The sequence below is a fragment of the Rhizobacter sp. P1_G5 genome, from assembly GCF_056405435.1.
Genome location: NZ_JBFUCB010000060.1, coordinates 1 through 16,895, shown reverse-complemented (window position 1 = coordinate 16,895; position 16,895 = coordinate 1). Strand labels below are relative to the sequence as shown.

19 protein-coding genes are annotated in these 16,895 nt (G+C 69.8%); 15 read left to right on the top strand and 4 right to left on the bottom strand.

Annotated features, from left to right (window positions below):
* The 5 genes from dapC to prmB all read left to right on the top strand — a co-directional run.
* Positions 1 to 1,087, top strand: a 1,087-nt coding sequence (gene dapC, locus AC1D12_RS06935; protein ID WP_477839553.1) for a succinyldiaminopimelate transaminase, incomplete at its 5' end; no start/stop codon positions are given.
* 13 nt (positions 1,088 to 1,100) lie between these two features.
* Entirely contained in the window at positions 1,101 to 1,925 is an 825-nt protein-coding gene (gene dapD, locus AC1D12_RS06930) for a 2,3,4,5-tetrahydropyridine-2,6-dicarboxylate N-succinyltransferase (protein WP_047513279.1), read from the top strand.
* Positions 1,926 to 1,995: 70 nt separating this feature from the next.
* The gene (locus AC1D12_RS06925) at positions 1,996 to 3,189 is read left to right on the top strand and encodes a PilT/PilU family type 4a pilus ATPase (RefSeq protein WP_047513281.1); all 1,194 of its coding nucleotides are present in this window, start codon (positions 1,996 to 1,998) and stop codon (positions 3,187 to 3,189) included.
* 19 nt (positions 3,190 to 3,208) lie between these two features.
* Entirely contained in the window at positions 3,209 to 4,366 is a 1,158-nt protein-coding gene (gene dapE, locus AC1D12_RS06920; RefSeq protein WP_477839550.1) for a succinyl-diaminopimelate desuccinylase, read from the top strand.
* Positions 4,363 to 5,247, top strand: a complete 885-nt coding sequence (prmB, locus tag AC1D12_RS06915) for a 50S ribosomal protein L3 N(5)-glutamine methyltransferase (protein ID WP_477839548.1) — start codon at positions 4,363 to 4,365, stop codon at positions 5,245 to 5,247. Before dapE ends, prmB begins: the two co-directional genes overlap by 4 nt.
* On the opposite strand, the gene AC1D12_RS06910 is transcribed toward prmB, so the two are convergent.
* On the bottom strand, positions 5,244 to 6,500 hold the full coding sequence (locus AC1D12_RS06910) for a cystathionine gamma-synthase family protein (RefSeq protein WP_477839546.1): 1,257 nt from the start codon (positions 6,498 to 6,500) through the stop codon (positions 5,244 to 5,246). The two genes, prmB and AC1D12_RS06910, sit on opposite strands and share 4 nt — an antisense overlap.
* 26 nt (positions 6,501 to 6,526) lie before the next feature.
* Between AC1D12_RS06910 and AC1D12_RS06905 the strand changes: the two genes are divergently transcribed.
* From AC1D12_RS06905 to AC1D12_RS06885, 5 genes are all read left to right on the top strand, one after another.
* On the top strand, positions 6,527 to 8,488 hold the full coding sequence (locus tag AC1D12_RS06905; RefSeq protein ID WP_477839544.1) for an ABC-F family ATP-binding cassette domain-containing protein: 1,962 nt from the start codon (positions 6,527 to 6,529) through the stop codon (positions 8,486 to 8,488).
* A 79-nt stretch (positions 8,489 to 8,567) separates the two neighbouring features.
* Entirely contained in the window at positions 8,568 to 8,924 is a 357-nt protein-coding gene (locus AC1D12_RS06900; RefSeq protein ID WP_465111677.1) for a hypothetical protein, read from the top strand.
* 9 nt (positions 8,925 to 8,933) lie between these two features.
* On the top strand, positions 8,934 to 9,257 hold the full coding sequence (locus AC1D12_RS06895) for a hypothetical protein (RefSeq protein WP_477839542.1): 324 nt from the start codon (positions 8,934 to 8,936) through the stop codon (positions 9,255 to 9,257).
* Between the two features lie 103 nt (positions 9,258 to 9,360).
* A complete protein-coding gene (locus AC1D12_RS06890; protein ID WP_477839540.1) occupies positions 9,361 to 9,879 on the top strand; it encodes a MarR family winged helix-turn-helix transcriptional regulator in 519 nt (172 codons plus the stop codon).
* A gap of 47 nt (positions 9,880 to 9,926) precedes the next feature.
* Entirely contained in the window at positions 9,927 to 10,352 is a 426-nt protein-coding gene (locus tag AC1D12_RS06885; protein ID WP_047513304.1) for an organic hydroperoxide resistance protein, read from the top strand.
* Between the two features lie 45 nt (positions 10,353 to 10,397).
* On the opposite strand, the gene AC1D12_RS06880 is transcribed toward AC1D12_RS06885, so the two are convergent.
* A complete protein-coding gene (locus tag AC1D12_RS06880; RefSeq protein WP_477828997.1) occupies positions 10,398 to 11,342 on the bottom strand; it encodes an asparaginase in 945 nt (314 codons plus the stop codon).
* Positions 11,343 to 11,422: 80 nt separating this feature from the next.
* On the opposite strand from AC1D12_RS06880, the gene lexA reads away from it, so the two are divergent.
* The 3 genes from lexA to AC1D12_RS06865 are packed head-to-tail and all read left to right on the top strand — an operon-like array spanning position 11,423 to position 12,657.
* Positions 11,423 to 12,097, top strand: a complete 675-nt coding sequence (gene lexA, locus AC1D12_RS06875; protein WP_047513310.1) for a transcriptional repressor LexA — start codon at positions 11,423 to 11,425, stop codon at positions 12,095 to 12,097.
* Positions 12,097 to 12,408 (top strand): helix-hairpin-helix domain-containing protein, encoded by a 312-nt coding sequence (locus AC1D12_RS06870; RefSeq protein WP_477828163.1) that lies wholly within the window; start codon positions 12,097 to 12,099, stop codon positions 12,406 to 12,408. Before lexA ends, AC1D12_RS06870 begins: the two co-directional genes overlap by 1 nt.
* A gap of 9 nt (positions 12,409 to 12,417) precedes the next feature.
* A complete protein-coding gene (locus tag AC1D12_RS06865; RefSeq protein WP_477828165.1) occupies positions 12,418 to 12,657 on the top strand; it encodes an isochorismatase family protein in 240 nt (79 codons plus the stop codon).
* On the opposite strand, the gene AC1D12_RS06860 is transcribed toward AC1D12_RS06865, so the two are convergent.
* Positions 12,658 to 15,072: a penicillin acylase family protein gene (locus AC1D12_RS06860; protein WP_477839538.1), complete on the bottom strand. Its 2,415-nt coding sequence runs from the start codon at positions 15,070 to 15,072 to the stop codon at positions 12,658 to 12,660. It lies immediately after the preceding gene.
* A 44-nt stretch (positions 15,073 to 15,116) separates the two neighbouring features.
* Between AC1D12_RS06860 and AC1D12_RS06855 the strand changes: the two genes are divergently transcribed.
* A complete protein-coding gene (locus AC1D12_RS06855) occupies positions 15,117 to 15,575 on the top strand; it encodes a hypothetical protein (protein ID WP_477839536.1) in 459 nt (152 codons plus the stop codon).
* 10 nt (positions 15,576 to 15,585) lie between these two features.
* Here the strand turns inward: AC1D12_RS06855 and AC1D12_RS06850 are convergent, their stop codons facing one another.
* Positions 15,586 to 16,098, bottom strand: coding sequence for a DUF1993 domain-containing protein (locus tag AC1D12_RS06850; protein ID WP_047513318.1), 513 nt, complete (start codon positions 16,096 to 16,098; stop codon positions 15,586 to 15,588).
* A 93-nt stretch (positions 16,099 to 16,191) separates the two neighbouring features.
* On the opposite strand from AC1D12_RS06850, the gene AC1D12_RS06845 reads away from it, so the two are divergent.
* Positions 16,192 to 16,895, top strand: a 704-nt coding sequence (locus AC1D12_RS06845) for an NAD(P)-dependent oxidoreductase (protein WP_477839534.1), incomplete at its 3' end; no start/stop codon positions are given.

Genomic DNA, 16,895 nt, shown 5'->3' with positions numbered 1-16,895 from the left:
CATCGGCGAGCCCCGCCACGCGACACCGAAACTGATCCTCGATGCGCTGTCGGCCAGTTTCTCCGGCCTCGCCAGCTACCCCGCCACCGCCGGCGACATCGCGCTGCGCCAGGCCTGCGCCGATTGGGTCGAGCGCCGCTACGGCGTCAGGCTCGATGCCGCTACGCAGGTGCTGCCGGTCAACGGCTCGCGTGAAGCCCTGTTCGCACTGGCCCAGACCCTCGTCGATCCGACCCGGCTCGGTGCCACCGTTGTCTGCCCGAATCCGTTCTACCAGATCTACGAAGGCGCAGCGCTGCTGGCCGGCGCGCAGACCTTCTTCGCCAACAGCGACCCGGCCCGCAACTTCGCGGCCGACTGGGCCCAGGTGCCCGACGAGGTCTGGGCGCGCACCCAGCTGCTGTACGTCTGCTCGCCGGGCAACCCGACCGGCGCGGTGATGCCGCTCGACGAGTGGCGGCGCCTCTTCGAGCTCAGCGAGCGCTTCGGCTTCGTGATCGCCTCCGACGAGTGCTACTCCGAGATCTACTTCCGCGAAGACCCGCCGCTCGGCGCACTCGATGCCGCGAAACAGCTCGGCCGGGCTGACTTCCGCAACCTTGTCGTGTTCACCAGCCTCTCCAAGCGATCCAACGTGCCCGGCATGCGCTCCGGCTTCGTGGCCGGCGACGCCGCCGTGCTGAAGCAGTTCCTGCTGTACCGCACCTACCACGGCAGCGCGATGAGCCCGATGGTGCAGCAGGCCAGCATCGCCGCCTGGCGCGACGAGGCCCACGTGGTCGACAACCGCGACCAATACCGCCGCAAGTTCGCACAGGTCACGCCGCTGCTCGCCGAGGTGCTCGACGTGCGCCTGCCCGATGCCGGCTTCTACCTGTGGGCCGCCGTGCCCGGAGGCGACGACGTGGCCTTCGCCCGCGGCCTGCTGGCTCAATACAATGTCGCGGTGCTGCCCGGCAGCCTGCTGGCGCGCGAGGCACAGGGCGTGAACCCTGGCGCAGGCCGCATCCGCCTGGCCCTGGTGGCCGAGGTCGAGGAATGCCTGGCCGCCGCAGAACGCATCGTTTCCTTCGTCAAGTCCGTCTGACCCCGAGAACCCCATGAGCCAACAGCAACTGCAAAGCATCATCGACCTCGCCTGGGAAGGCCGCGCCCAGATCAATGCCGTCAACTCGCCCGAAGTGCGCGAGGCCGTCGAATCGGTGATCGCCGACCTGAACAAGGGCCGCATCCGCGTCGCCGAGCGCGAGAGCGTCGGCCAGTGGAAGGTCAACCAGTGGGTCAAGAAGGCGGTGCTGCTGTCGTTCCGCCTGAACGACAACCAACTGATGCATGCCGGCGAACTGACCTTCTTCGACAAGGTCAAGACCAAGTTCTCGCACATCAGCGATGAGGAAGTGCGTGCCGCCGGCGTGCGCGTGGTGCCGCCGGCCGTCGCGCGCCACGGCAGCTACCTCGCGAAGAACGTGATCCTGATGCCGTCGTACGTCAACATCGGCGCCTACGTCGACGAAGGCACGATGGTCGACACCTGGGCCACCGTCGGCTCGTGCGCCCAGATCGGCAAGAACGTGCACCTGTCGGGCGGCGTCGGCATCGGCGGCGTGCTGGAGCCGCTGCAGGCCAACCCGACCATCATCGAGGACAACTGCTTCATCGGCGCCCGCTCCGAGGTGGTCGAAGGCGTGATCGTCGAGGAGAACTCGGTCATCTCGATGGGCGTCTACATCGGCCAGAGCACCAAGATCTACGACCGCGCGACCGGCGAAGTCACCTATGGCCGCATCCCGGCCGGCTCGGTGGTGGTCAGCGGCAACCTGCCCAGCGCCGACGGCAAGTACAGCCTGTACTGCGCCGTCATCGTCAAGCGCGTCGACGCGCAAACCCGCGCGAAAACCAGCATCAACGAACTGTTGCGCGCCTGACCCCTGAACCCGCCGGCCGGCGTGCCATGATGCCTTCTTCCGTTCAACAAGGTCCCGAAAGGACACAGCGATGACAGCAGCCTCCAACGGCGGCAACATGGAACGCGTGCTGCGGCTGATGGCCGACAAGGGCGCCTCCGACGTCTACCTGTCGGCCAACACGCCGATCCTGATCAAGATCAACGGCCAGATCCTGCAGCTGAGCGACCAGCCGCTCACCGCCACCCAGCCCCGCCAGCTGCTGGCCGAGCTGCTCACGCCGACCCAGCTCGAAGACCTGGAAGACACCGGCGAGCTGAACGTGGGCATCGGGCTGTCGGGCGTCGGCAGCTTCCGGCTCAGCGCGTTCCGCCAGCGCGGCTCGATCGCCGCGGTGTTCCGCTGCATCCCGCACGACATCCCGGCACTCGGCACCCTGAACCTGCCGCAGGTGCTGAACACGCTGGTGCTCGAGAAGCGCGGCCTGATCCTGATGGTGGGCGCCACCGGCACCGGCAAGAGCACCACGCTCGCGTCGATGCTGGAACAGCGCAACCAGCAGATGGCCGGCCACATCCTGACCATCGAGGACCCGATCGAGTTCATGTTCAGCAACAAGCGCTCGGTCGTGAACCAGCGCGAGGTCGGCCGCGACACGCAATCGCTGCAGGTCGCGCTGAAGAACGCGCTGCGCCAGGCCCCCGACTGCATCTACATCGGCGAGATCCGCGACCGCGAGACGATGACGATGGCGATCTCGTACGCGCTGTCGGGCCACCTGGTGGTGTCGACGCTGCACGCGAACAACAGCTACCACGCGCTCGGCCGGATCCTGTCGTTCTACTCGCCCGAATCGCGCCCCGCGCTGCTGGCCGACCTGGCCGCCGGCCTGCGCGCGGTCGTCTCGCAGCGGCTGGTGCGCGCGACCGCCGGCGGGCGCCGCCCGGCCGTCGAGGTGCTGCTGAACACCAAGCTCGTGTCCGAGCTGATCGAGCAGGGCGACTTCAACGGCGTCAAGGAAGCGATGGAGAAATCGATGGCCGAAGGCTCGCAGAGCTTCGAGTCCGACCTCGCCCGCCTGATCACCGAAGGCGTGATCACGCGCGACGAGGGCCTCGCGTTCTCCGACTCGCCGACCAACCTGATGTGGCGCCTGGCGAACGACACCGAACCGGTGTCGCGCCAGGTCCCGAAGAAGGAAGAGACCGACGACCAGCCGACCTTCACCGAGATCACGCTGGACGTGCACGACGACCGCAACACCGGGTTTTCGACTCGCTTCTGATCTCCGTTCCTGATTCCCGATGTTCGCGACCCTGCAGCTCACCGAGGCCCTGATCAGCCGCCGCTCCGTCACCCCCGACGACGGCGGCTGCCAGGCGCTGCTCATCGAACGGCTCGCGCCGCTCGGCTTCGAGTGCGAGACGATCGAGAGCGGCCCGGCCGATTTCCGCGTCACCAACCTGTGGGCGGTGCGCCGTGGCCAGGGATCCGGCAAAAGCGGCGGCAAGCTGCTGATGTTCGCCGGCCACACCGACGTGGTGCCCACCGGCCCGCTCGCGCAGTGGCAGAGCGATCCGTTCGTGCCGACGCACCGCGACGGCAAGCTCTACGGGCGCGGCGCGGCCGACATGAAGACCTCGATCGCCGCGATGGTGGTCGCGATCGAGGAGTTCGTCGCGACGCACGGCGAGCGCTGCGGCAGCATCGCGCTGCTGATCACCAGCGACGAGGAAGGCCCGTCGGTCGACGGCACGGTCAAGGTCTGCGAGCTGCTGAAGCAACGCGGCGAGCGCATCGACTATTGCATCGTCGGCGAGCCGACCTCGGTCGACACGCTCGGCGACATGATCAAGAACGGCCGGCGCGGCACGCTGTCGGGCAAGCTGACGGTGCACGGCGTGCAAGGCCACATCGCCTACCCGCAGCTAGCCGACAACCCGATCCACCGCGTCGCCCCGGCGCTGGCGGCGCTGACCACGGTCGAATGGGACCGCGGCAACCGCTACTTCCCGGCCACCAGCTGGCAGGTGTCGAACATCCACGGCGGCACCGGCGCGACCAACGTGATTCCCGGCCAGGTGGTGATCGACTTCAACTTCCGCTTCTCGACCGAATCGACGCCCGACGCGCTGAAGTCGCGCCTGCACGCCGTGCTCGATGCGCACGGCCTGCGCTACGACCTCGCGTGGACGCTCGGCGGCGAGCCGTTCCTGACGCCGATCGGCGCGCTGAGCGAGGCGATCGGCGCCGCCATCCTCGCCGAGACCGGCGTGCGCACCGAGCTGTCGACCACCGGCGGCACCTCCGACGGCCGCTTCATCTCGAAGATCTGCCCGCAGGTCGTCGAGTTCGGGCCGCTGAACGCCAGCATCCACAAGATCGACGAGAACGTCGAGGTCGCGAGCCTCGACCCGCTGAAGAACATCTACCGCAGGACGCTTGAAGGCTTGTTGCYATGAAGTTGATCGATCTCATCACCGCGCAGAGCGCCCGCCTCAAGACGGCGGGCGTTTCGTTTGGGCACGGCACCACCAACGCGTTCGACGAATCGGCCTGGCTGGTGCTGTGGGCGCTCGGCATGCCGCTCGACGCGCTGGAAGAACAGGCGCAGCGCGAGCTGTCGGCCGAGGAAGAAGCCACCGCGCTCGCGCTGGTCGACGAGCGCATCCGCTCGCGCCGCCCGGCCGCCTACCTGACCCGCGAAGCGTGGCTGCAGAACGTGCCGTTCTACATCGACGAGCGCAGCATCGTGCCGCGCTCGTTCATYGCCGAACTGCTGGTCGACGGCGAGGGCGAAGGCACGCTCGACGCCTGGCTGTCCGACCAGACGCACACGGTGCTCGACCTGTGCACCGGCAACGGCAGCCTGGCGGTGATCGCCGCGCTGGCCTACCCCGATGTGGTGGTCGATGCGGCCGACCTCTCCGACGACGCGCTGGCGGTGGCCCGCATCAACGTCGACAAGCACAAGCTCGGCAAGCGCATCACGCTGCTGCAGTCGGACCTGCTCGCAAGCGTCGGCGGGCCGTACGACCTGATCCTGTGCAACCCGCCCTACGTCAACAGCACCAGCATGGCGGCGCTGCCCGAGGAGTACCGCCACGAGCCTGCCCTCGCGCTGGCCGGCGGCGACGACGGCATGAACCTGGTGCGCCGCATCCTGCGCGACGCGCCGGCGAAGATGACGCCCGAGGCGGTGCTGCTGCTGGAGATCGGCAACGAGCGCCCGCACTTCGAGCATGCGTTCCGCAAGCTCGAAGTGGCGTGGCTCGACACCAGCGCCGGCGACGACCAGGTCTTGCTCGTCACCCGCGAGGCACTGGCCCGCTGGAACCGCTAACCGGCCGCGAGCGCCCGTTCGAAGTCGGCGCGCAGGTCTTCATGATCCTCAATCCCCACCGACACGCGGATCAGCGAATCCGCGATGCCCATCGCTTGCCGCCGCTGCGCGCCCATCTCCCAGAAGATGGTGTGCGCGACGGGGATCGCGAGCGTGCGGTTGTCGCCCAGGTGGCTCGACTTGATCACCACCTGCAGCGCATCGAGGAAGGCCAGGCAGTCGCGCGCATCGTCGAGCTCGAAGCTCATCAGCGTGCCGCCGGCCTTGAACCAGCGCTTTGCGTTGGCGTGCTGCGGGTGGGTCTCGAGCCCGGGGTGGTTGACGCGCTTGACGCCCGGCTGCGCGGCCAGCCAGGTGGCCAGGCGCAGCGCGTTGTCGCAGGCGCGGTCCATGCGCAGCGCGAGCGTCTCGGCGCCGGTGGCGATGCGGTGCGCCGCATCGGCCGCGAGCGTCGCGCCGATGTCGCGCAGGCCGCGCTTGCGGATCTGCAGCAGGCCCCAGCCGCGCGGGTCGCCCTTCCTGTACGGCTCGGCGATGTTGGCGAAGCGGGACCAGTCGAACACGCCGGTGTCGGTGACCGCGCCGCCCAGCGCGTTGCCGTGGCCGCCGATCGACTTGGTCAGCGAGTTGACGACCAGCCCGGCGCCCACGGCCTTCGGGCGGAACAGGTAGGGCGTCGTCATCGTGTTGTCGACCACGTACAGCAGGCCGCGCTCGCCGCACAGCCGGCCGATCGCCTCCAGGTCGGCGACCTGCGTGCCGGGGTTCGCGATCGTCTCGACGAACACCATGCGCGTGCGCGGCGTGATCGCCCGTTCGACGTCTGCCGCGTCGGTCGCATCGACCAGCGTCAGCCCGCAGCCCAGGCCCTCCAGCGTGTTCAGCAGGCTGGCGGTGTTGCCGAACAGGAAGCGGCTCGCGACGATGTGGTCGTCGCGCTTCAGCAGCGCAAGCATCAGCGACGCGATCGCCGCCATGCCGGTCGCGAAGCTGACGCTGCCGACGCCGTCTTCCAGCATCGTCAGCTTGGCTTCCAGCGCCACGTTGGTCGGATTGCCCTGGCGCGCGTAGACGTGCCCGCTGCGTTCGCCCTGGAATACCGACACCAGTTCACGCGCCGTCTCGTAACCGAAGGCCGACGAGGGGTGCAACGGCTTGTGCGTGGCACCATGCTCGACGCCGCCGCGGCGATCCGCGTGCAGCAGCCGGGTGGTCAGGCCCTCGCTCTTGCCGCTGTCGGTGCGCTTTTCCATGTTTCTTTCCCGTTGGTGAGTTACCCATGATTGTCATCAAGAACGTCACGCTGCGGCGCGGCACCAAGGTCGTGCTGCAGGACGCGAGCGTCACGCTGCAGCCCGGCGAGAAGGTAGGCCTGGTCGGGCGCAACGGTGCCGGCAAGTCCTCGCTGTTCTCGCTGCTGACGCACCGGCTGCAGTCCGACGCCGGCGACGTGGCCATCCCGCCGCGCTGGCTGGTCGGCGAGGTCGCGCAGTCGATGCCGGAGACCGACGATCCGGCCACCGACTTCGTGCTGGAGGGCGACACCCGGCTGAACGCCGCGAACGCTGCGCTGGCCGCGGCCGAGGCGGCCGACGACGGCCATGCGATGGCCGAGGCGCACCAGCTGATCGCCGAGGCCGGCGGCTTCGAAGCCCGCCCGCGCGCGCAGGCGCTGCTGATGGGCCTGGGCTTCCGCGTCGACCAGCTCGACGAGCCGGTCAACAGCTTTTCGGGCGGCTGGCGCATGCGGTTGCAGCTGGCGCGCGCGCTGATGTGCCCGGCCGACCTGATGCTGCTCGACGAGCCGACCAACCACCTGGACCTGGACGCGCTGGTGTGGCTGGAAGCCTGGCTGCAGCGCTACGAGGGCACGATGATCGTGATCAGCCACGACCGCGAATTCCTCGACGCGATCACCCGGGTGACGCTGCACCTCGACGAGACGCGCCTCACGCGCTACACCGGCAACTACACCGCGTTCGAGGAGATGCGCGCCGAGCGGATGATGCAGGCGCAGGCCAACTTCGCGAAGCAGCAGGAGCGCATGGCCCACCTGCAGAAGTTCATCGACCGCTTCAAGGCCAAGGCCAGCAAGGCCAAGCAGGCGCAGAGCCGCGTGAAGGCACTGGCGCGCATGGAGAAGCTCGGGCCGGTGCTGACCAGCAGCGACTTCCAGTTCGAGTTCCGCGAGCCGGTCTCGCTGCCCAACCCGATGCTCGCGTTCTCGGTGATGTCGTGCGGCTACGCCGGCGTGCCGATCGTCAGCAACGTGAACCGCTCGGTGCTGGCGGGCCAGCGCATCGGCATCCTCGGCGCCAACGGCCAGGGCAAGTCGACGCTGGTGAAGACCATCGCGAAGGAGATCCCGCTGGTGGCCGGCGAGGTCACCGAGGGCAAGGGCTTGTCGATCGGCTACTTCGCGCAGCAGGAGCTCGACGTGCTGTCGCTCGACGACGGCCCGCTGATGCACATGGTGCGGCTCGCGCGCGACGTGGGCCCGCAGGCGCGCGAGCAGGAGCTGCGCGACTTCCTCGGCTCGTTCCGCTTCGTCGGCGACATGGTCACACAGGCCGTCGGCTCGCTGAGCGGCGGCGAGAAGGCACGGCTGGTGCTCGCGATGCTGGTGTGGCAGCGCCCCAACCTGCTGCTGCTGGACGAACCGACCAACCACCTCGACCTGACGACGCGCGAGGCGCTGTCGATGGCGCTCAACGAGTTCGAGGGCACGGTGATGCTGGTCAGCCACGATCGCGCGCTGCTGCGCGAGGTGTGCGACGAGTTCTGGCTGGTCAGCGACGGCGCAGTGAAACCGTTCGACGGTGACCTGGACGACTACCAGAAGTGGCTGCTCGAGACCTCGCGCGAGATGGCGAAGGGCGCGCGCGAGGCGGGTTCGGCGAAGGTCAAGGCCAAGAAGGCAGAGAAGGCAGAGAAGGCGGAAGCCGCTGCCACGGCCGCGGCCCCGAAAGCAGCCAAGGACGACCGCAAGGCCGGCGCCCAGCAACGCCAGAAGGCCGCCGAGCAGACCAGGCCGCTGCGCACCGAACTGGCGACGCTCGAGAAGCGCATCGCGACGCTGACGCAGGAGAAGGCCAACATCGAGGAAGCCTCGGCGCGGCCCGGCCTGAGCCCGGCACAGCGCGTCGAGCAGGGCAAGCGGCTCAAGCAGCTCGGGGACGAGCTCGAGGGCGCCGAGGGCCGCTGGCTCGAGGTCACCGGCGAGCTCGACGCGCTGGGCTGACACGGCTTCGCACCACCGCACGCGGCTTCCGTTCGGTGGCCGGGGACGAACGGCGCACGGCCTATCGTTCGTCCCCATGATGGCCCTTCAAAAAGCGCAAACGGGTGACCTGTCGGGCGGTGCCGGACAGCGCCAGGGCGCCGCCCGCGCGGCCGAGCCGGCCGCGGCGCCGACGGTGAACCCGGCACTGCTCGGGCGCTTTCGCGCACTGATCGACGAAGTGACCGACGAGCTGATGCAGGGCCGCAGCGGCGACCGCAACAGCTTCCGGGCCGACGCGATCACGCTGCTGATGGCGACGACGCAGGAGATCGACGGGCCCGCCGACGGCGTCGAGAGCCCGTTGAGCTACCTGCTGCGCGAGGAGCAGCAGAAGGCGGCCGCCGTGCTCGGCAGCAGCGAGCCCGACCACTTCCTCACGTTCATGAAGGTCTGAGGCATCGCGATGGCACTCCAAGGAATCAACGGGCCCGCCGAACGTGCACCGCGGCCCACCGTCACCCGGCAGGACAGCGGCAGCACGAGCGCACCGAGCCGGGCGCGCGACCGCGGCACCAACGCGCTCGGCAACGCCGTGCCCGGCAGGGGCGCGCGCACGCCGCGGCCCGATGCAGCGCAGGGCGTGGCCTCGAAGGTGCTCGACCAGGTCTACGGCGCCGCGCTGAAGCTGCGCGAGAACCCGACCCCGTCGGGCCTCACCGCCGGCACGCTCGCGGCCGCGAAAGGCGTGCTGTCGCTCTACCGCGCCTTCCCGCAATTGACGCGATAGCGCCAATCCGACCCGGTGCGCCGGCACGGCGATGCCCCTGCCGCCGGCCGGGGATTTATATTGCACACAATTCAATTGCCAGATTGAGAATACAGTCTCGTCCATGGCAAGCATCCACCGCCCCCGTCGACAGGACCGCAGCAGCGCCGGCGCCCCCGCGCTGCCGGCCGGCGTCGACTGGCTGCAGCTCGACAACCAGGTCTGCTTCGCGCTGTATTCCACCTCGCTCGCGATGACCAAGCTGTACAAGCCGCTGCTGGCGCCGCTCGGCCTCACCTACCCGCAGTACCTGGCGTTCCTGGTGCTGTGGGAGCGTGACGGGGTGACGGTCGGCGAGCTCGGCGAGCGGCTGTTCCTCGACTCCGGCACGCTGACGCCGCTGCTCAAGCGCATGGAAGCGGCCGGCTGGCTGCAGCGCCGGCGCGCGGCCGACGACGAGCGCCGCGTGATCGTCAGCCTGACGGCCGAGGGCCGCGCGCTGCGCCAGCAGGCGCGCGGCGTGCCGGCCCAACTGGCCCAGGCCAGCGGCTGCAGCATCGGCGAGCTGACCGMCCTGACCCAACGCCTGCAGCAGTTGCGCCAGCAACTGCTCGATGACGCGCCCGATGCGGCGCATGCGTGAACGTTGTTGTTACCCCTGACCCACCCCACCACCTGAAGGAAGACACCATGGCCCTCGAAAAAGTCCTGTACACCGCCCACGCCACCTCCACCGGCGGCCGCGAAGGCACCTCCAAGTCGTCGGACGGCGTGCTCGACCTGCGCCTGACCACGCCGAAGGAACTGGGCGGCAACGGCGCCGTCGGCACCAACCCCGAACAGCTGTTCGCCGCCGGCTACTCGGCCTGCTTCATCGGCGCGATGAAGGTGGCTGCCGGCAAGCACAAGGTCACGCTGCCGGCCGACACCTCGATCGCCGCCAGCGTCGGCATCGGCCCGATCCCGCAAGGCTTCGGCATCCAGGTCGCGATGACCATCACCGTGCCGGGCGTCGAGCGCTCGGTGGCGCAGCAGATCGTCGAGACGGCGCACCAGATCTGCCCGTACTCGAACGCGACGCGCGGCAACGTCGACGTGACGCTGACCGTCGCTTGAGCCCCGCCTGCGCCTGATGAAGAACGGCCCTTCGCGGGCCGTTTGTCATTCCGCGAGCAGTTGCAGCAGCAGCTCGATGCGGGCCTGGTACGGCGACAGCTCGCCGCCGGCGGGCAACACATCGCCGGGCTGAGCGAACACCGGGCCGCCCGCCACGCGGCTGCAGCGCAGCACGCGCACGCCGGTCGACTGCGCGCGCAGCAGCGCGGCTTCGAGCGCGTGGTGCACCGTGCCGTGGCCGGTGCCCGCGGCCACGATGCCGCGTGCGCCTCGCTCGATCAATGCATCGACCAGCACGCCATCGGCACCCGCATGGCTGAGCAGGATGTCGACGCGCGGCCACGCGGGGCCGTCGACCAGCCTGGCCAGCCGCGCCGCAGGCAACGCCTCACCCGCCGGCCACGGACGGAACAGCCGCAGCCGCCCTTCCTCGATGCGGCCGACCGGGCCGGCGTCGCCCGAATCGAAGGCCTCGATGCGGTAGGTGTGCACCTTGCGCACGTCGGCCGCGCCATGCACCACGCCGCCGAGCACCGCGACCACGCCGCGCGCGCCGGGGTGCTGCGCAACGGCGACCGCATCGAGCAGGTTCTGCGGCCCGTCGGGCTGCAGCGAGGTGGCGGGCCGCATCGCCGCCGTCAGCACCACCGGCTTGGCCGGCGCGAGCACGCGCTGCAGCAGCCACGCGGTCTCCTCCAGCGTGTCGGTGCCATGCGTGACGACCACGCCCGCCACCTCGGGCCGCGCCAGGTGGTGCGCCAGCCGCCTGACCAGCGCGCGCCACACGTCGGCGCTCATGTCCTTGCTGTCGACCTGCGCGACCTGCTCGGGCTCGAGCGGCACCGCGGCCAGCGCCGGTACCGCCTTCACGAGCTGCGCGACGCCGAGCTGCGCCGCGGTGTAGCCGATGTTGTCGCCGGCGGCCGCCGAGGTGCCGGCGATGGTGCCGCCGGTGCCGAGCACGACGACGATCTGATCAGTTCTTTGCATTTTTCACGAAGCTGGATAAAAATACAGTCACTGGATGGATGTTCAGTCCACGCCATTTCACCAAGCCGAGGCCCACCGCGATGAACGAAATCCCGAAGCTCACCGACCGCCAGCAGCAGATCCTCGACCTGGTGCAGAGCGCGATCGAGCGCACCGGTGCGCCGCCCACCCGGGCCGAGATCGCGAACGAGCTGGGCTTCAAGTCGGCCAACGCCGCCGAAGAACACCTGCAGGCGCTGGCCCGCAAGGGCGTCATCGAGCTGGTGGGCGGCACCTCGCGCGGCATCCGTCTGCAGTCTGACACATTGCGCGCGCTGAACCAGAGCCGCGGCAAGCAGTTCAGCCTGCCGCTGCCCAGCCTCTCGCAGCTCACACTGCCGCTGGTCGGGCGCGTCGCGGCCGGCAGCCCGATCCTCGCGCAGGAGCACATCGACCAGACCTACCTGATGGAAGCCAGCCTGTTCGCACGCCGGCCCGATTTCCTGCTGAAGGTGCGCGGCATGAGCATGCGCGACGCCGGCATCATGGATGGCGACCTGCTCGCGGTGCAGAAGGCCAAGGACGCGAAGAACGGCCAGATCGTCGTCGCGCGGCTCGGCGACGAGGTCACCGTGAAGCGCTTCAAGCGCACCCGCACCAGCATCGAGCTGCTGCCGGAGAACCCCGATTTCGAACCCATCGTCGTGCCGTTCGGCGATGTCGACTTCGAACTCGAGGGGTTGGCGGTCGGCCTGATCCGCAACAGCATGCTGTGATGGAGGCCGCCGTGGTGATCAAGGCCCCCAAGGCGGCGAGTGCCGCGGAGTGCAAGGCGCTCGAGCAACTGCCCAACATCGGCCCCGCGCTGGCCGCCGACCTGCGGCTGATCGGCATCCAGGAGCCGAAGGACCTGCGCGGCAAGGATGCCTTCGTGCTGTACCAGCGCCTGTGCGCGATCACCGGGCAGCGCCACGACCCGTGCGTGCTCGACACCTTCATGGCCGCCACCGATTTCATGGGCGGCGCGCCCGCCGCGCCGTGGTGGGCCTACACCGCGCAGCGCAAGGCCCTGTTTGGGCAGGTGTGACGGCGATGCATCGACCAGCTGCTGGTGTGCGGCCTGCAGAGCGAGGTCTGCGTCACCCACACCTCGCAATCGGCGCTGGCGCTCGGCTACGACGTGATCCTCGCGAGCGACTCGCACGGCACCTGGCCCGACGCCACCTCGGGCGCCGACGAGATCATCGCCCGCCAGAACGAGGCGCTGGCCGCCCAGGGCGTGCGGCTGATGAGCACGCGGGAGATCGTCGGCCAGCTCGCACAGTTGGAGCGCTGATCAGCGCGGCGACAACACCAGCGTGTGCTCCGCCGGCGTGCCCCACACCGGCACGTCATCCACCTTCGCCCAGCGCTCGACGAAGCTGCGGTACAGCGGCGAAAACACGATGCCCGATTGCCCGCTCGACTGCACGAAGCGTGAGCGAGCCGGGTCGCCCAGGTCGTACAGCGCCCGCAGCGACGGCCCGTGCTCGGCCAGGTACAGCTCGCCGGTCGTCGCGTCCGGCCGCAGGCCGACACGCGACACATTGACGGTGTAGGTGTCGCCGCCCACCGGCGCCCGCAGCTCGAACCAGCGTGCCAGCGCCTTCACCTTGCTGAACGGCCGGTGCTCGGCCCGGGCCTGGTGCGCCCGGCCCCATTGCCAGCTCGCCACGTCGCTGCCCTGCGACTGCTGCAGCTCGTCGAGCGCCCGCGTGAACGCCGCGTCCACCTGCTGCGCGCAGGTCTCGACCACCGGCGTCGCCTTGTCATCGCACCACCAGCCGTCCTGGCGCGCCAGCACACCTTCCAGCGCCTCGCGGAAGCTGCGGCTGCCGAGCTGCCGCTCGTACAGCGCGGCGCCGAGCTCGTCGCTGAACACCGCCTGCGTCAGCTGCCGCACCCAGGCCGACAGGATCAGCGGCGCCGCGCGGTCGGCCGCCATCGTGCCGTCGAACGAGGCCAACTCACGCTGCGCCGCCGCGGCCAGCGGGTGGGGCGACACCGCGCGCTTCAGCACCGGCAGCAGCTTCAGCGCCGCCAGCGACAGCTGGTCGCGCTGGATGGCCCGCAGGCTGGCGATCGAATGCTTGGTCGTCGCGGCCAACAGCTGCTCGATGCGCTGCTGGCGGTACGGCACCGCCCACTCGCTGGTCAGGAAATGMGGGTAGTCCGGGCCGACGATGCGCTGGTTCGCGGTCGCGATCCAGCCGCGGGCCGGATCGATCTCGCGCGGCGTCTCGCCGGCCGGCACGCTGCCGACCCAGTCGTAGCGCACCTCCCAGCCCGGTGCCGGCACCAGCCCCTTCAGGTCGTGGCCGGGCCCGCGCACCGGCACGCGGCCGGGCGCCACCATCGCGATGCGGCCCTGCGTGTCGGCCACCACCATGCTCTGCATCGGCGCGATGTAGCCCGCCGACGCCGCGATGAACTCGTCGACCGAGCGCGCCGAGTTGAAACCGATGCCGGCATCGACCGCCGTCCCGGCGTCGGCGTCGAGGGCCGTCCAGCGCATCGCCAGCGCATAGGCCGGCGCGTTCGGCGCACCGGTCAGCCCCTCGGTCGGGCCGCCCGCGTCGGAGATCACCGGCCCGTGGCGGCTGCTGCGCACGGTCACCGTCACGTCGGGATGCCCCTTGACCTGGATGACCTCGGTCGTGCGCTCGAACGCCGCCCAGCCATCGGGCGTCTGGTACTGCGTCGGGTCGCCGGGGCGCAGGCGTTCGAGGTAGAGGTCCTGCACGTCCGGCGCGGTGTTGGTGAAGCCCCAGGCGATGTGGTCGTTCTGGCCGAGCACGACGATCGGCAGGCCGGGCATCGTCGCGCCGGCCACGTGGAAGCCGGGCGCATCGAGCCGCGCCAGGTACCACAGCGACGGCGCGCTGAGCTTCAGGTGCGGGTCGTTGGCCAGCAGCGGCTTGCCGCTCTCGGTGTGCGAGCCGGCGAGCACCCAGTTGTTGGAGCCGACGCCCTCGACGCCCGATTCAGGCGCCGTCAGCAGCGCCTGGCGGCCGAGCGTGCCGTCCACCTTCAGCCCGCGGAACAGCGCCGCATAGTCGGCCGTCGCCAGCGGCGGCTCGCCGGGGTACGGCGGCAGCAGCTCGTTGATGCGCTCGACCGGCATCTTCAGCGCGAGCCGCATCCGCAGCAGCTCGGTCGACCAGTTGCCGCCCAGGTCCCAGGCCATCATCGTCGCCCAGGCCAGGCTGTCGACCGGCGTCCAGCGCTGCGGCTGCAGCCCGAGCAGCACGAACTCCGGCGGCCGCGCCTTCAGCGAACCGGCCAGCCAGGCGTTGATGCCGGCGCTGTAGGCCTCGAGCGCGGCTCGCGCCGCCGGGCTGGCCCGCTCCCACTGCGCCTGCGCGGCGCGGCGCACGCCGAGGGCGCGCAGGAAGCGGTCGGTCTCGAGCGCCGGCTCGCCGAACGCCTCGGCCAGCTGGCCGGCGCCGATGCGGCGGTGCGTCTCCAGCTGCCACAGCCGGTCCTGCGCATGGGCGAAGCCGAGGCCGAACATCGCGTCCTCGCGCGACGCCGCGTGGATGGTCGGCACGCCCTGCGCATCGCGCTCGATGCGCACCTCGCCGCGCAGCCCGTCGACGCGCTGCCCGCCGTCGACCTGCGGCAGCGTGCGCCAGGCATACAGCCCCAGCAGGGCCACCGCCAGCAACAGCCCGATCACCAGCCCGAGGGCCCCGCGCTTCAGCCATTTCATCGTTCGTTCCCTCGTGTTCGGTGCCATGCGGCGCAGCCGGGCCGATGAACAGCCGCCAGAAGTGCCTCATTTCGTGCGATCTGCGGCACGGCGCCCTGCACAGAATGCCAGCGGATCTACACCTGCGCGCGCACCGGCCGAAAGCCATGCACGTGAGTCACACGCCCATCGCCATGAAAAACGCACGCCTTTCGTTCGACCTCGACGCCGCCGCGCTGCAGAACATCCCCGGGATGCCCCATGAGCGACTGGCCCGTGTGGCCGCACGGCGCGTCTTCGTCGAGATGAAGCAGTGCTTCATGGAATCGGCCTCGGGCCTGCAAGGCGCCTCGGCCGCGCTGCTGCAGCGCCAGCTGCGCATCGCGGGCGACATCAGCGAGCTGCTCGAACTGAGCGAAACGCTGCTCGCCGTGCTGCCGCCCGAGCGATGCAAGGCGGTACGCCGCCAGCTCGACGCGGCCTTCCCGATGGCCGGCCGCGACACCGAATTCGTACCGCTGTAGGCCTGCCGGTTCAGCCGCCCAGCGGCCCGAGGTAATCACTCTTCCCCAACTCGACGCCGTTGTGGCGCAGCAGCGCATAGATCGTCGTCGCGTGGAAGAAGAAGTTCGGCAGCACGAAGGTGCGCAGGTAGACCTCGCCCTTCAGCGTCAGCGGGCCGTCGCGGCGCGGGATCGTCACATCCCGGTCGTCGCTGCCGATGATCTTCTCGGCCGGCACGGACTCCAGGAAAGCCACCGTCTTCGCGATGCGCTCGCGCAACTCGGGCAGCGTCGTCTCCACGTCGTCGAACTTCGGCGCCTCGATGCCGGCCAGCCGGGCCGCGGCGAACTTGGCTGCGTCGCTGGTCAGCTGCACCTGCCGTGTGAACGGCAGCATGTCGGGCGCCAGGCGCGTGCCGAGCAGCACGCTGACGTCGAACTTCTTCGCCTGCGCGCAGGCTTCGGCCTTGTCCAGCCACTTGCCGATGTTGTCGAGGCTGCGCAGGAAGATCGGCACGCTGGCCGAGTACATGGTGAGGGGCATTGCGGTCTCCGGAGGGTTGTGTGAGAAGGGGTGTGGGGCCGGATGCTAGCCGTCCTCGCCGCTTCCTGCTGGCGAGCATGCACAATCAAAGCCGTGAACATCATCATCCTCGACGACTACCAAGATGCGGTCCGCAAGCTCAGGTGCGCCCGGCGCCTGGAGCACTTGAATGCCAAGGTGTTCACCAACACCGTCAAGGGCATCGGCCAGCTGGCGGTGCGCCTGCGCGACGCCGAGGTGCTGGTGCTGATCCGCGAACGCACCCAGTTCCCGCGCCAGCTGCTTGAAAAGCTGCCCAAGCTCAAGCTGATCTCGCAGACCGGCCGCGTCGGCTCGCACATCGACCTCGAGACCTGCACGCGCCTGGGCATCGCGGTGGCCGAAGGCGTCGGCTCGCCGGTCGCGCCGGCCGAGCTGACCTGGGCGCTGATCATGTCGGCGATGCGCCGGCTGCCGCAGTACATCGGCAACCTGAAGCACGGCGCGTGGCAGCAGTCGGGCCTGAAGGCGGCCTCGATGCCGGCCAACTTCAGCCTCGGCATGGTGCTCAAGGGCAAGACCCTCGGCCTGTGGGGCTACGGCAAGATCGGGCAGCTGGTGGCCGGCTACGGCCGCGCCTTCGGCATGCAGGTGGTGGTGTGGGGCAGCGAGGCCTCGCGCGAGAAGGCGCGCGCCGACGGCCACCAGGCCGCCGAATCGCGCGACGCCTTCTTCGAGACCTGCGATGTGCTGTCGCTGCACCTGCGGCTGGTCGACGCGACGCGCGGCATCGTGACCTCCGACGACCTCGCCCGCAT

Bases quoted from the DNA above. Each gene is read 5' to 3' on its own strand.
- dapD (WP_047513279.1), top strand. From the start codon at position 1,101: ATGAGCCAACAGCAACTGCAAAGCATCATCGACCTCGCCTGGGAAGGC.
- AC1D12_RS06925 (WP_047513281.1), top strand. From the start codon at position 1,996: ATGACAGCAGCCTCCAACGGCGGCAACATGGAACGCGTGCTGCGGCTG.
- AC1D12_RS06910 (WP_477839546.1), bottom strand. From the start codon at position 6,500: ATGGAAAAGCGCACCGACAGCGGCAAGAGCGAGGGCCTGACCACCCGG.
- AC1D12_RS06905 (WP_477839544.1), top strand. From the start codon at position 6,527: ATGATTGTCATCAAGAACGTCACGCTGCGGCGCGGCACCAAGGTCGTG.
- AC1D12_RS06900 (WP_465111677.1), top strand. From the start codon at position 8,568: ATGGCCCTTCAAAAAGCGCAAACGGGTGACCTGTCGGGCGGTGCCGGA.
- AC1D12_RS06895 (WP_477839542.1), top strand. From the start codon at position 8,934: ATGGCACTCCAAGGAATCAACGGGCCCGCCGAACGTGCACCGCGGCCC.
- AC1D12_RS06885 (WP_047513304.1), top strand. From the start codon at position 9,927: ATGGCCCTCGAAAAAGTCCTGTACACCGCCCACGCCACCTCCACCGGC.
- AC1D12_RS06880 (WP_477828997.1), bottom strand. From the start codon at position 11,342: ATGCAAAGAACTGATCAGATCGTCGTCGTGCTCGGCACCGGCGGCACC.
- lexA (WP_047513310.1), top strand. From the start codon at position 11,423: ATGAACGAAATCCCGAAGCTCACCGACCGCCAGCAGCAGATCCTCGAC.
- AC1D12_RS06870 (WP_477828163.1), top strand. From the start codon at position 12,097: ATGGAGGCCGCCGTGGTGATCAAGGCCCCCAAGGCGGCGAGTGCCGCG.
- AC1D12_RS06855 (WP_477839536.1), top strand. From the start codon at position 15,117: ATGAACAGCCGCCAGAAGTGCCTCATTTCGTGCGATCTGCGGCACGGC.
- AC1D12_RS06850 (WP_047513318.1), bottom strand. From the start codon at position 16,098: ATGCCCCTCACCATGTACTCGGCCAGCGTGCCGATCTTCCTGCGCAGC.